General features: G+C 67.5%; 9 protein-coding genes and 3 pseudogenes. 5 read left to right on the top strand and 7 right to left on the bottom strand.

Annotated elements, in window-relative coordinates; genetic code table 11:
- Nucleotides 1–414: pseudogene (locus tag ACWELQ_RS20350) on the bottom strand (septum site-determining protein Ssd); the annotation flags it as partial.
- 348 nt (nucleotides 415–762) lie between these two features.
- Between ACWELQ_RS20350 and ACWELQ_RS20345 the strand changes: the two are divergent.
- Nucleotides 763–1,674 (top strand): HAD family hydrolase, encoded by a 912-nt coding sequence (locus ACWELQ_RS20345; protein WP_452398605.1) that lies wholly within the window; start codon nucleotides 763–765, stop codon nucleotides 1,672–1,674.
- A gap of 434 nt (nucleotides 1,675–2,108) precedes the next feature.
- On the opposite strand, the gene ACWELQ_RS20340 is transcribed toward ACWELQ_RS20345, so the two are convergent.
- Genes ACWELQ_RS20340 through ACWELQ_RS20320 form a run of 5 tightly spaced genes read right to left on the bottom strand, consistent with a single transcriptional unit; the run spans nucleotide 2,109 to nucleotide 8,006 of the window.
- Nucleotides 2,109–2,855 (bottom strand): oxidoreductase, encoded by a 747-nt coding sequence (locus ACWELQ_RS20340; RefSeq protein ID WP_452398604.1) that lies wholly within the window; start codon nucleotides 2,853–2,855, stop codon nucleotides 2,109–2,111.
- A gap of 35 nt (nucleotides 2,856–2,890) precedes the next feature.
- Nucleotides 2,891–4,579 carry an ABC transporter ATP-binding protein gene (locus tag ACWELQ_RS20335; RefSeq protein ID WP_452398603.1) on the bottom strand — a complete coding sequence of 563 codons (1,689 nt, stop codon included), beginning with the start codon at nucleotides 4,577–4,579 and terminating at the stop codon, nucleotides 2,891–2,893.
- Nucleotides 4,580–4,583: 4 nt separating this feature from the next.
- On the bottom strand, nucleotides 4,584–5,531 hold the full coding sequence (locus ACWELQ_RS20330) for an ABC transporter permease (RefSeq protein ID WP_452398602.1): 948 nt from the start codon (nucleotides 5,529–5,531) through the stop codon (nucleotides 4,584–4,586).
- Nucleotides 5,524–6,450 (bottom strand): ABC transporter permease, encoded by a 927-nt coding sequence (locus ACWELQ_RS20325; RefSeq protein ID WP_452398601.1) that lies wholly within the window; start codon nucleotides 6,448–6,450, stop codon nucleotides 5,524–5,526. The genes ACWELQ_RS20330 and ACWELQ_RS20325 overlap by 8 nt, the downstream gene beginning before the upstream one ends.
- A gap of 5 nt (nucleotides 6,451–6,455) precedes the next feature.
- Entirely contained in the window at nucleotides 6,456–8,006 is a 1,551-nt protein-coding gene (locus ACWELQ_RS20320) for a peptide ABC transporter substrate-binding protein (RefSeq protein WP_452398606.1), read from the bottom strand.
- 356 nt (nucleotides 8,007–8,362) lie between these two features.
- Between ACWELQ_RS20320 and acs the strand changes: the two genes are divergently transcribed.
- From acs to ACWELQ_RS20300, 4 genes and pseudogenes are all read left to right on the top strand, one after another.
- Nucleotides 8,363–10,312 carry an acetate--CoA ligase gene (acs, locus tag ACWELQ_RS20315; RefSeq protein ID WP_452398600.1) on the top strand — a complete coding sequence of 650 codons (1,950 nt, stop codon included), beginning with the start codon at nucleotides 8,363–8,365 and terminating at the stop codon, nucleotides 10,310–10,312.
- 203 nt (nucleotides 10,313–10,515) lie between these two features.
- Nucleotides 10,516–11,742 carry a Na+/H+ antiporter NhaA gene (gene nhaA / locus ACWELQ_RS20310; protein WP_452398599.1) on the top strand — a complete coding sequence of 409 codons (1,227 nt, stop codon included), beginning with the start codon at nucleotides 10,516–10,518 and terminating at the stop codon, nucleotides 11,740–11,742.
- Between the two features lie 41 nt (nucleotides 11,743–11,783).
- Nucleotides 11,784–12,299: a phage holin family protein gene (locus tag ACWELQ_RS20305; RefSeq protein ID WP_452398598.1), complete on the top strand. Its 516-nt coding sequence runs from the start codon at nucleotides 11,784–11,786 to the stop codon at nucleotides 12,297–12,299.
- Nucleotides 12,300–12,322: 23 nt separating this feature from the next.
- Nucleotides 12,323–12,928 (top strand): annotated as a pseudogene (locus ACWELQ_RS20300) (alpha/beta fold hydrolase); the annotation flags it as partial.
- On the opposite strand, the pseudogene ACWELQ_RS20295 reads toward ACWELQ_RS20300, so the two are convergent.
- Nucleotides 12,900–13,009, bottom strand: a pseudogene (locus ACWELQ_RS20295) (CoA ester lyase); the annotation flags it as partial. The pseudogenes ACWELQ_RS20300 and ACWELQ_RS20295 sit on opposite strands and share 29 nt — an antisense overlap.

The following is a 13,009-nucleotide window of genomic DNA, read 5'->3' as shown; positions in this document are numbered from 1 at the left end:
GACCGAGGCGCCCGCACCGGCTCCCGCGCCCGCCACCGCGAGGACCGCGCCGTCGCCGGGCCGGCGGCCGTCGTGCGCCGCGAAGGCGGCCACCAGGGCGTCGGCGTCGCCGGGCAGCGACAGCACCAGCTCGGCGCCGACGGCGGTGGCGGCCTGCCAGTCGAGCAAACTCGGCTCGCCGTCGGTCACCAGCAGAACTCCGGCGCGGCGGGGGTGTTCGGCGGAGGCACAGCTCTGCGCGGCGGTGGTATCGAGGACGATGGCGGACGCGGAGGTCCAGGCGTGGCGGCCCGGGGGCGGCACGCGTTCGTCGAGCGGGCGGTCCGCCGCCGCGGCGATGCGGCGAATCTCCTCCCGCAGACGGGGATCGGCGACGAGCGACAGGGCCGGTGGTGTGGCGGCGTCGGAGTTCATGCTGGTCAGCGTCGCTCGATTGGCCAGGCGGCAAAAGAGGGGTGCACGGCGAGTGTGGATAACACGCGGCCTGTGCAGAACTCGGGGCGGGAGAAGGACTTCGGAGTCGCCCGGGAATCGACGGAACTGTCCGGAAATAGAGGACGGCCCCAGCCGGGGGGGGAGGAGGCTGGGGCCGTCGGGTTCAGCCCCGGGGGGTCGGGCTGAACGCGCCTGGACCATGTCCAGGTAACTGCGATACTACACCCAAGCCCCGGCCGGATTGCAAGTCCGCCCGGCGAGTCTTTTTCCCGCCCCGACGGCCCGGCTTCCGACTGGCTAACCCGGACAATTCCTGCGCCGAAAGTGATGGCCGACACCGCCGCCGCTGCGCCGCATGAAAAGGCCAGGTACATCGCCGGACCCGCCCGCCGCGCCCAAGATTCCCGAGACGCGCCGCCGGACCATATCCTGGACCACGTGACAGCCGAACGCGGACGAGTCGCCGCCTTCTTCGATCTCGACAAGACGGTGATCGCCAGGTCGAGCGCCTTCGTGTTCAGCAAGCCGTTTCTGGATCAGGGCCTGCTCAGCCGCCGTGCGGTGCTCGAGAGCAGCTACGCGCACTTCCTGTTCCTGCTCTCGGGCGCCGATCACGATCAGATGGAACGCATGCGCGAGCACCTCACCAAGATGTGCGCGGGCTGGGATGTCGATCAAGTGCGCTCGATCGTCGCTGAGACCCTGCACGACATCGTGGATCCGCTCATCTACGCCGAGGCCGCGGATCTCATTGCGGACCATCGGATTCGGGGCCACGATGTGATCATCGTGTCGGCCTCGGGCGAGGAGGTGGTCGCGCCGATCGCCGCGGCGCTGGGCGCCGATCACTTCGCCGCCACCCGGATGGTCATCGAAAACGGTAAGTACGCGGGCGAAGTCGAGTTCTACTGCTACGGCCCGGGCAAGGTCGAGGCCATCGAAAAGCTTGCGGCCCAATACGATTACGACCTCGACCGCTGCTACGCCTACTCCGACTCCAGCACCGATCTGCCCATGCTCGAGGTGGTCGGCCACCCGACCGCGGTGAATCCGGACCGGGCGCTGCGGCGCGAGGCCGCCACGCGCGGCTGGCCGGTGCTCACCTTCTCCAACCCGGTCTCGCTGTGGGCTCGACTACCGGCCCCGACCACCACCACGGTCGCCGCGACGGCCGCCGTCGGGCTCGGCGCGCTCGCGGCCGGGGCCCTCACGTACCGGCTGCTGCGGCGGCGGGGCTGATCGGGACAACTGGGCCGCCGACCGAAACGCCCGGACGCAAAAATACTCAGACACACCGAGTAATTCGAATGTTTCCCCAGGTCTTGATGTGACGGCCGTCACGGGGTAACAATGGATGCACGGAAGGACGGAAGGCCAAGATCGGACCGGAAGAGAAGGTTTCGACCTCCCATCCCACCCTTCCCAGCACGGACATCAGGCACCCACGCGGAGCACGCCGCGACAGGGCAACAGAAGTTGTGGGCCTGCGTTATCTGGGATTTCGACGGCGAGGGCCTCGCATCAATGCGGGGATGAACCACCGGATCCTGGAGAGCTCGCCGAGGCCGAACAGACACAACTCGATGAGCACGCCTGGTAACCAGGTGATCCGTGCTAGCGGGCGGTGAGGTCGCGAAGGCGACAACGCCGCCCGCTCTTATATACGGGGGCTATTATCCGGACGCCGCGTCGGCGATCGAACGCGCTTCTCGCGCACCGTCTTCCAGCGCTCCGCAGGTGAGGATCACCCAGCCGCCGACGCCCTCGGCCGTGCCCATGCCGAACGCCGCCGCCGCGTCCAGGTAAGCCTGGCGGCGGCGGAGCCAGAAGACTTCCGGGACACCCAGGCTGTGCGGGTCGAGGCCGCTGGACACGGCGACCAGCCGGGAGGCGGCGCGGGCGACGATGCCGTCGGCGGTGCCGAAGGGGCGCAGGGACAACAGTTCGCCGTGGACGATGGCGGCGATCACCGGGGCCGGAGCCTTGGTGGTGGTGATCGTTTGGGCCAGCAGGTCGAGGCGTTGGGCGACGCCGGGGACATCGCGGGGGCGGCCGAGCTGCTGTTGGTCGTCGACCAGGTCGGCGGCTGCCAAGAGGTGCAGACGGGCGAGGGCCTGCAGCGGGGCGCGCTGCCAGACACCGACCAGGTTGGTGAGGGCCTCGGCGTCGAGGGCCTGTCCGACGCGCAGGGCGCCGGCCAGGATCGGATCGGCGACATTGCCGTCGGCGGGCAGGTCGATGGTGCCGCCGTCGATGGCCGCCGACGAGCGCGCGGCGCGGACGGCGGCCTCGGCGGCGGTGGTGGGCCAGCCGCGCCGGTTGGCCCGGTGGCGGTGCACCTCGGCAAGGCTGTCACGGGCCTTGTCGGCGGCTTCGCGCACACCGGGCAGGTCGACGAGGGGCTGCAGCGGGTCGGTCACGAGGTACGAGGCTAGCGGCCCCGCGACCGCGCGAATCAGCCGACCAGCAGGTCACGGCCCGGGATGGCCTCCAGGAGTCGTCGGGTGTACTCGTTGCGCGGATGGTCGAAGACCTCGGTGGTGGTGGCCGCCTCGACCACCTTGCCTTGCTGCATGACCAGGACGTCGTCGGCGATCTGCCGGACCACGGCCAGATCGTGGGTGATGAACAGGTAGGTGAGTCCGAGCTCGGCCTGAAGTTCGTTGAGCAGCTGCAGGATCTGCGCCTGGACGAGCACGTCGAGGGCGGAGACGGCCTCGTCGCAGACCACGACCTCCGGGGACAGCGCCAGCGCGCGGGCGATGGCGACCCGCTGGCGTTGACCGCCGGAGAGCTCGTTGGGGTAGCGGCGCATGGCCGAGGCCGGGAGCGAGACCTTGTCGAGCAGGTCGCGCACGGTGGCCTCGCGTTCCTTCGGGGTGCCGATGCCGTGGGTGCGCAACGGTTCCTCGATGGTGCGGTAGATCGAGTACATCGGATCCAGCGACCCGTAGGGGTCCTGGAAGATCGGCTGCACCCGGCGACGGAAGGCGAAGGCCGCCTTGGCATTCAAGGTGGCGACCTCGCGCCCGTCGAAGGTGACCCGGCCGGAGGTCGGCGGCTGCAGCCCCAGGACCAGTTGTGCCACCGTGGATTTGCCGGAGCCGGATTCACCGACGATGGCAGTGGTGGTGCCGCGCCGCAGCGCGAACGAGACATCGTCCACGGCAACGAGTTCGGTGGACTTCCACGGCGCGTTGCCCCGAATGCGGTACACCTTGCGCAGCCGGTCGGCGACCAGCACATCATCGGGGGCACTGGCGAATTCGGCGTCGGTCTCGGCCAGCTGGCCCGCCACGGAGACGGCCTGCGCCCGCACCTCGGCGCGATCGCGCACCGAGGACAGCCGCTGCGAGGCCAGCGAGGGCGCCGAGTTCACCAGCTTCTTGGTGTACAGATGCTGGGGATTGCGCAGAATCTGCAGTGCCGGACCGGATTCCACGACCCGGCCGCGGTACATCACCACCAGATGCTCGGCCCGTTCGGCGGCCAGGCCCAGGTCGTGGGTGATGAGCAGGACCGCGGTGCCGAGTTCGCCGGTGAGCCCGTCGAGGTGGTCGAGGATCTGCCGCTGCACGGTGACGTCCAGGGCGGAGGTGGGCTCGTCGGCGATGAGCAGTTTGGGACGGCACGAGAGCCCGATGGCGATGAGAGCGCGCTGCCGCATGCCGCCGGAGAATTCGTGCGGATACTGATTCACCCGGCGTTCGGCGTCGGGCATGCCCGCCTCGGCCAGCAGTTCGATCGCGCGCTGCCGGGCGGCCCGGCCCTTGGCGATGCCGTTGGCCTCCAGCGTCTCCCGGATCTGGAATCCGATCTTCCACACCGGATTCAGGTTCGACATGGGGTCCTGCGGCACGAACCCGATACCGCGCCCGCGCACCGCGACGATGTCGCGCGACGACGCCTTCGACAGATCCTTGCCGTCGAACATGATGGAACCGGACGTGATTCGCCCCGTGCCGGGCAACAGGTCGATGATGGCGTGCGCGGTGGTCGACTTGCCGGACCCGGATTCGCCGACGATGGCGACGGTCTGGCCGGGGTAGACCGTCAGGCCCACCCCGCGCACCGCCGGGACCTGTTGGCCCTCGGAGCTGAAACAGACGTTCAGATCCCGGACCTCGAGCAGTGGTTCGGTCATGTCGTCACCTCTTCCGGGCCTTGGGATCCAGCGCGTCGCGCACCGCGTCGCCGAGCATGATGAAGCTGAGCACCGTGAGCGCCAGGGCGGTCGCGGGGTAGAACAAGATGCCGGAGGTGCGAATCTCCTTCTGGTCGGAGGCGATATCCGAGCCCCAGGACACGATCTGCCGCGACAGCCCGACACCCAGATAGGACAGCGTCGCCTCGGTGACGATGAAGACGCCGAGCGAGATGGTGCTGACCACGATCAGCGGTCCGGCGGAGTTGGGCAGTACGTGGCGGATCAGCGTCCGGAATCGGGAAACGCCGAGCGCCTTGGCGGCCGTGACGTATTCGCTGTTGCGGGACTCGATCACCGCCCCGCGCGCGATGCGGGCGGCCTGCGGCCAGCTGAAGGACGCCAGCGTGATCATGACCGTCCACACCGTGCGGGTGTGCAGCAGTTGCATGAGCACGATGGCGGCCAGGGTGAGCGGCAGCGCGTAGAAGATCTCCGCGATCCGCGAGATCACCGCGTCGAGCAGCCCGCCGTAGTATCCCGCGAGCGCCCCGAGGGTGCCGCCGATCAGCACGAACAGCAGCGTCGCGCCCAGCCCGGTCTCCACCGACGCCCGGGCCCCGTACACGGTCCGGGCATAGATGTCGCAGCCCTGCTTGTCGAAGCCGAACGGATGCCCGCTCGATGGTCCGTGCATGCTGAAATCGCCACTGCAGTACCGCGGATCGACGCTGCTGAACAACTTCGGCCAGATCGCGACGAGCAGAATGAACGCGATCAGCAGCGCCGCGATCACGAAGATCGGATTGCGGCGCAGCTGGTGCCAGGCCTCCCGCCAGACGCTGGTCGGGGCGGCGGTCTCGGTGACCCGGTCGGTGGCCAGCACTTCCACCTCGTCGGGTGGGGCAACGAAATGCTCTTGCCCCGGCCGTATTTCGGTCGTTTCAGGCATAGCGGATCCTCGGATCGAGTGCGGCGTAGAGCAGATCGACGATGAGGTTGGTCAGCAGCAGGATCACGATGAGCACGGTCACGAAGGCCACCACCGTGGGCGGTTCACCGCGGGTGATGGCCTGGTACAGCGTGCCGCCGACGCCCGGGATATTGAAGATGCCCTCGGTGACGACCGCACCGCCCATCAGGAATCCCAGATCCGAGCCCACGAAGGTGACCACGGGGATCAGCGAGTTGCGCAGGATGTGCACCACGATGACCTTCGGGCGGCTCAGGCCCTTGGCGGTCGCGGTGCGCACGTAGTCGGCGTTCATGTTCTCCGCCACCGCGTTTCGCGTCAGACGCAGCACGTAGGCGAACGACAGCGACCCCAGCACGAAGGCCGGCACCAGCAGATCGGTGAAGCTCGCCTTGCTGCCGACCGTCACCGGCGCGATCCCCCATTTGATGCCGAGCAGGTACTGCGCCAGGAACCCGAGCACGAAGATCGGGATGGCGATGATGACCAGGCTCAGCACCAGCATGGTGGAGTCGAACAGCTTGCCCTTGCGCAGCCCGGCGACCAATCCGAAGGCGACACCGAAGAAGAACTCGATGCACACCGCCATCACGGCCAGCCGGAAGGTGATCGGGAACGCGCGGGCCAGCTCCTCACGTACCGGCCGCCCCGAGAACGAGGTGCCGAAGTCCAGCGTCACAATGCCTTTCAGGTATTGCAGGTACTGGATGTAGAAGGGCTGGTCCAGGTGGTAGCGCGCCTTGAGCGTCGCCTCGATCGCCGGGGTCATCTGCCGATCCCCGGCGAGCGCCTGGATGGGGTCGCCGGGAATCAGGAAGACCATCGCGTAGATGAGCAGGGTTGCTCCGAGGAAGACCGGAATCATCTGGAGCAACCGCCGCACGATGTACCAGGCCATGCCCGCTACTTCTCGATGTTCTCGAAGTCGAACAGGCCCGACCAGCTCACCTCGGCCTTGACCTTGTCCGAGCGCCCGGCCGCGACGTTGTAGTCGAAGATCGGGATGTCGGCCATGTCCTTGAACAGCAGCTGCTGGGCCTGGGCCAGGATGTCGTAGGCGGCCTCGGGGGTGGCCGCGCCCTGCGCCTGGGCGAGCATCTTGTCGAAGTCCGGGTTGGCGTACTGCGTGTTGTTGGTGCCGGATCCGGTGAGATACAGCGCGGTCAGGAATTCGAACATGGACGGGTAGTCACCCTGCCAGCCGTAGCGGAACGCCTTACCGATGGTCTTGTTGGTGATCTCGTCGCGAATGTTCTTGAACGTCGGGTACGGCGCGCCGACCGCGTCGATGCCGAGGGTGTTCTTGACGCTGTTGGCGACCGCTTCGACCCACGCCTGGTGTCCGCCGTCGGCGTTGTAGGCGATCTGGTAGGTCCCCGACCACGGTGAGATCGCATTCGCCTGCGCCCACAGGGCTTTGGCCTGATCCGGGTTGAACTTCAGCACGTCGGAGCCGGGCAGATCCTTGCGGAAGCCGGGCAGGGTGAAGGCGGTGAAGTCCTGGCAGGGCACGCGGGTGCCGTGGAAGATGTTCTGCGCGATCTGATCCCGGTTGATGGCCATCGAGATGGCCTTGCGGCGCAGCACGCCTTCCTCACCGGCGAAGTGCGCGACGGTGGGCTGGATGCCGATGTGCTGGCTGTAGGCGATGGGCTTGTGGATGGCCCGGTCGCCGAGGTCCTTCTCGTAGGTGGCCAGCGCCGAGTCCGGGATGATGTCGAGGGCATCGAGGTTGCCCTGCAACAGATCCGCGTACGCGGTGTCGTAGGACTGGTACATCACGAAGCGCAGGCCCTTGTTCTTGGGCGGGCGGCCGCCGTGATAGTCCGGGTTGGGCAGCACCTCGATCTTCACGTTGTGCTGCCAGGTGGAGAACTTGTAGGGCCCGTTGCCGATCGGGTTCTGCCCGAAGTCCTTGGTGTTCTTGAAGAACGCGTCCGGCATCGGATAGAACGGCGCGAAGCCGAGTTTCAGCTCGAAGTCGATCGAGGGGCTGGTGAGGTCGACGGTGAAGGTCTTGTCGTCGATCACCTTCAGACCCGACATCGTCTGGGCCTTGGGCGGATCCGCGCTGACGTCGCTGTAACCGGCGATGCCGTCGAAGGCCCAGTTCTGCAGCTGCCCGTTGGTGGACAGCGCGCCGTAGTTCCAGGCGTCGACGAAGGACTTCGAGGTCACCGGCGTCCCGTCGGTGAATTTCCAGTCCTTGAGGGTGATCTTGTAGTGCTGCCGGTCGGTGGTCTCGATGGACTGCGCCACCTCGTCCCGGGCGGTGCCGTTGACGTCGTAGTACTTCAGCCCGGCCCACAGCCGGTCGACCACGCGGCCGCCCATGTTCTCGTTGACGTCGGTGGGCACCAGGGGTCGTTGCGGCTCACCGCCATTGACCGTCACGAGGTCGGTGCTGTCGCCGCCGCTGGAGGAGCAACCTGCCACCGCGAGCGCGGCGGCCATTATCGCGGCCGCCGCCAGCGCGGTAATCGTCTTGAATCTCAACGCTTCTCTCCTGATCCGAGGGAGTGCGAAGGAGGATGGCGATAACCGCCGGGGTGCCAGTGGTCATAACCATTCGCCTTGGGTGAATCGGACACTAACCATCCGGGTGCCTGTTGTCAGCGGATCGAAACGGGATTGTTCGGCTTGTTAGCAATCCGGCAACATTCACGGTTTGTTCATAGGCACTCTGCAAGGTTCGTCATGCACCACCCACCGATCGAGACTGCCGGGCACGACGCAGGTCACAGTCGGTTAGGGTCGAACGTGGCCGCCGTCACCCCGCGCGGCCTGCACGCGAGAGAAGAAGAGACGAGATGACCACGGATTCCTCTGCCGAGCACCTGGACGCGTACCCGCCCAGCGCAGAGTTCGCGGCGGCCGCCAATGGCGACGCCTCTCTCTACGACCGGGCGGCCGCCGACCGCGAGGGGTTCTGGGCCGAGCAGGCGAAGCGCCTGCACTGGCACCAGCCCTTCACCCAGGTCCTGGACTGGACCGACGCGCCCTTCGCCAAGTGGTTCGCCGACGGCAAGTTGAACGTCGCCTACAACTGCGTGGACCGGCACGTGCTCGACGGCCACGGCGACCAGGTCGCCATCCACTGGGAGGGCGAGCCCGGCGACTCCCGCGACCTCACCTACAGCGACCTGCTGGCCGAGGTGTCGCGTGCCGCCAACTACCTGACCGGTCTGGGCCTGGTGGCCGGTGACCGCGTCGCCATCTACATGCCGATGGTCCCCGAGGCCATCGTGGCCATGCTCGCCAGCGCGCGCCTGGGCCTGACCCATTCGGTGGTGTTCGCGGGCTTCTCCCCCAGCGCCCTGCGTCAGCGCGTCGACGACGCCGCGGCCAAACTGGTCATCACCACCGACGGCCAGTGGCGGCGCGGCAAGCCCGCCCCGCTCAAGACCGCCGTGGACGAGGCCCTCGCGGAAGGCGATTCGACCGTCGAGCACGTGCTCGTGGTGCGTCGCACCGGCCTGGACACCCCGATGGTCGAGGGCCGCGACATCTGGTGGGACGAGACGGTGTCGCTGGCCTCCCCCGAACACGAGGCACAGGCGTTCGACGCCGAGCACCCGCTGTTCATCCTCTACACCTCCGGCACCACGGGTAAGCCCAAGGGCATCCTGCACACCTCCGGCGGCTACCTGACCCAGGCGGCGTACACCCACAACTACGTCTTCGACCACAAGCCGGGCAAGGACGTGTACTGGTGCACCGCCGATATCGGCTGGGTGACCGGGCACAGCTACATCGTGTACGGCCCGCTGGCCAACCGGGCCACCGAGGTCGTCTACGAGGGCACCCCCAACTTCCCCGACGAGCACCGGCACTGGCAGATCATCGAAAAGTACGGTGTGAGCATCTATTACACCGCGCCGACGCTGGTCCGCACCTTCATGAAGTGGGGTCGCGAGATCCCGGAGTCGCACGACCTGTCGAGCCTGCGCCTGCTGGGTTCGGTCGGCGAGCCGATCAACCCGGAGGCCTGGCGCTGGTACCGGGATGTGGTGGGCGGCAACAAGACTCCCATCGTGGACACCTGGTGGCAGACCGAGACCGGCGCGATCATGATCTCGCCGCTGCCGGGCGTCACGCACGCCAAGCCGGGCGCGGCCATGACCCCGCTGCCGGGCATCTCGGCGACGGTGGTCGACGAGGAAGGCAATCCGGTCGAACTGGGCGAGACCGAGGCCAACGGCTACCTGGTGCTCGACCAGCCGTGGCCCTCCATGCTGCGCGGCATCTGGGGCGACAACGAGCGGTACAAGGAGACCTACTGGGCGCGCTACGCCGAGAAGGGCTGGTACTTCGCGGGTGACGGCGCGAAGCTCGACAAGGACGGCGACCTGTGGGTGCTCGGCCGCGTCGACGACGTCATGAACGTGTCGGGCCACCGCATCTCCACCGCCGAGGTCGAGTCCGCGCTGGTCGGCCACTCCGGTGTCGCAGAGGCCGCGGTCGTCGGCGCGTCGGATGAGACCACCGGCCAGGGCATCGTGGCGTTCGTGATCCTGACCGCCGAGGCCAAGGACACCGGCGCGGATCTGATCGCCGAGCTCAAGGCCGAGGTCTCGCGCGAGATCAGCCCGATCGCCCGCCCGCGCGAGATCCACGTGGTGCCGGAACTGCCCAAGACCCGCTCGGGCAAGATCATGCGCCGATTGCTGCGCGACGTGGCCGAGGGCCGCGAGCTCGGCGACACCTCAACCCTGGTGGATCCCAACGTTTTCGAGGCCATCCGGGCCGGAAAAGCGTAAGAACCAAGGCCATCGGTGAGGCCCCGTGACCACAGGTCACGGGGCCTCACTCCGTGTGGGGTGGTCAAGATCCAACCGGCGAACCGTTAGAATTGCGCAAAAGGTGTGCCGGGAAGTCTGGTCGGCATGCGGTTGTGCCGAGGAACCCGTCAGTGGTGTGCACGCCGCTGTTCTGTCGAACGTACGACCGGAAGGTGCACACCGTGATCGCTCAGGTCCGCTCGGAGCTGGCCCGCTATCTCAGAACCGAAACCTTCGGCGGCGCACTGCTTCTCATCGCGGCCGCCGGAGCGCTCATCTGGGTCAACTCGCCGTGGGGCGCGAGCTACACCACCATGGTCGACACCAAGCTCGCGATTCCCGCGCTGCACCTGGATCTCACGCTGGCCGACTGGACCAAGGACGGCCTGCTGGCCATCTTCTTCTTCGTCGCCGGCCTGGAGCTCAAACGCGAACTGGTGGTCGGCGAACTCGCCGACCGCAAACGCGCCACCCTGCCCATCGTGGCGGCCATCGGCGGCGTGGTGATGCCCGCGCTCATCGCCACGGCCGTCGGCTGGGGCGCGGCGGGTATGGACCGCGGCTGGGCCATCCCGGTCGCGACCGATATCGCCTTCGCGCTGGCCGTGCTGGCCATGACCGGATCACGAATCCCGGCCAGCGCCCGCGTATTCCTGCTCAGCCTGGCCGTCGTCGACGATCTGATCGCCATCCTGCTGATCGCGGTGCTGTTCACCACCACCCTGAAAATGCTGTGGCTGCTCATCGCGATCGCCTGCTTCGCGGGCTGGGCCCTGGCCCAGAAGTTCCGGCTCGGCAGCCCGCTCATCTACGTGCCGCTGGGCCTGGTCTCCTGGTATGCCCTGCACGAGGCCGGAATTCACGCCACCCTGGCCGGTGTCGTCTGCGGCCTGCTGACCCGGGTGCGGCCGGACCCGGACGAGGACGAGCACTGCGTGCCCGCCGCCAAGCTCGAGCATTTCTTCCAGCCCATCTCGGCGGCGGTGTGCGTACCCCTGTTCGCGTTGTTCGCCTCCGGCGTGCCGCTGGATTCCAACGTGCTTTCCAAGTTGTTCACCGACCGCCTGGCGCTGGCCATCATCGCCGGTCTGCTGATCGGAAAGACCGTCGGTATCTTCGGATCCAGTTGGCTCGCCGTGCGGTTGGGGATCGCCGAACGCCCCGGTGATCTCGGTTATCGGGACATGTTCGCCCTGTCGGTACTGGGCGCGATCGGCTTCACCGTTAGCCTCTTGGTGGCAGAACTGGCATTGGAAGACGTCGGCGACGGCAGCGAGGCAGAACTCGCAAAAGCGGCGGTGTTGCTCACGTCTTTGGCGGCTTCCCTGGCCGGTTCGGCGCTACTGTTGCGTCGTGGGCGTGCTCACCAGGCACGACGGGACGCGCGAGCGCTGCAAAGTCAAGAGTGACACCGGACAGTACTACCGGGACATGGAGAAGGGTCGAGCAATTGAGCTTCACACAGGGCGGTAACGGCTACGACGGGAACCGCACCCGCACCGTCACCTCGATTCCGTTGTCCGATGTCGACGCCCATCAGGCGGCCACCTTCGGCACCCTGGTGCGCGACGCGACCGAACAGATGTCGACGCTGGTGCGCGCCGAGGTCGAGCTGGCCAAGGCCGAGGTGACCGGTGAGATCAAGAAGGGCCTGCAGGGCAGCGTCTACTTCATCCTGGCGCTGACCATCCTGCTGTTCAGCTCCTTCTTCTTTTTCTTCTTCCTCGCCGAACTGCTGGACGTGTGGCTGTACCGCTGGGCCGCGTTCCTGGTGGTGTTCCTGCTGATGATCGCGGCGGTGGCGGCGTTCGCGCTGTTGGGCTATCTGAAGGTGCGCAAACTGCGCGCGCCCGAGAAGACCATCGAATCGCTGAAGGAGGCGAAGACCCTGCTGCCCAGTGGTTTCGGCCACGGCGACGAGCAGACGATCGACGCCACGGTCGAACTCGGCAAGCCCCGGACCTAGACCTTCGATTACGCTCCTTCGGCGTGTCGTCTAATTCGCAGCCGGATCCCTCCGCAGTCCGCTACGACGGACCGTGGACCCATCGGGATGTGCGCGCCAACGGCATTCGCTTCCACGTGGTCGAGGCCGTCCCCGCCGGGACGGCCTACACCGACCCGGACATGCCCCTGGTCGTGCTGCTGCACGGTTTCGGCGACTTCTGGTGGTCGTGGCGGCATCAGCTCACCGGACTGGCGGCCCGCGGCTTCCGCACGGTCGCGGTGGACCTGCGCGGCTACGGCGACACCGACAAACCACCGCGCGGCTACGACGGCTGGACCCTCGCCGGTGACGTGGCCGGTCTGATCCGCGCGCTCGGCCACACCGAGGCCACCCTGGTCGGTCACGCCGAGGGCGGACTGGTCTGCTGGGCGACCGCGGTGCTGCATCCGCGCGTGGTGCGCTCCATCGCGCTGATCAGCTCCCCGCATCCGGTGGCCCTGAAGCGGGCCGTGCTGCGCGATCAGCGCCAGCGCAAAGCCTGGCTGCCGAGCTTCCTGAACTGCCAGCTGCCGCGGCTGCCGGAGAACCGGCTCACGCGCGACGACGGCATCGAGATCGAACTGCTGCTGCGCGCCCGATGGCCACCGCGTCGGCCGACTCACCGGCCAGCCCGTCCAGATCCTTGATGTCCAGATACACCGAGTCCAGCGCGAACTTCCCGTAGGCCT

The sequence above is a fragment of the Nocardia sp. NPDC004722 genome, assembly GCF_053601505.1.
Note: the sequence above shows the minus strand (reverse complement) of the source record. Positions and strands in the feature narration are given on the sequence as shown.

What these genes read in the sequence shown, in the direction of transcription:
- ACWELQ_RS20330 (WP_452398602.1), bottom strand. Translation starts at nt 5,531, where the DNA reads ATGCCTGAAACGACCGAAATACGGCCGGGGCAAGAGCATTTCGTTGCC.
- ACWELQ_RS20335 (WP_452398603.1), bottom strand. Translation starts at nt 4,579, where the DNA reads ATGACCGAACCACTGCTCGAGGTCCGGGATCTGAACGTCTGTTTCAGC.
- ACWELQ_RS20320 (WP_452398606.1), bottom strand. Translation starts at nt 8,006, where the DNA reads ATGGCCGCCGCGCTCGCGGTGGCAGGTTGCTCCTCCAGCGGCGGCGAC.
- ACWELQ_RS20325 (WP_452398601.1), bottom strand. Translation starts at nt 6,450, where the DNA reads ATGGCCTGGTACATCGTGCGGCGGTTGCTCCAGATGATTCCGGTCTTC.
- ACWELQ_RS20345 (WP_452398605.1), top strand. Translation starts at nt 763, where the DNA reads ATGGCCGACACCGCCGCCGCTGCGCCGCATGAAAAGGCCAGGTACATC.
- acs (WP_452398600.1), top strand. Translation starts at nt 8,363, where the DNA reads ATGACCACGGATTCCTCTGCCGAGCACCTGGACGCGTACCCGCCCAGC.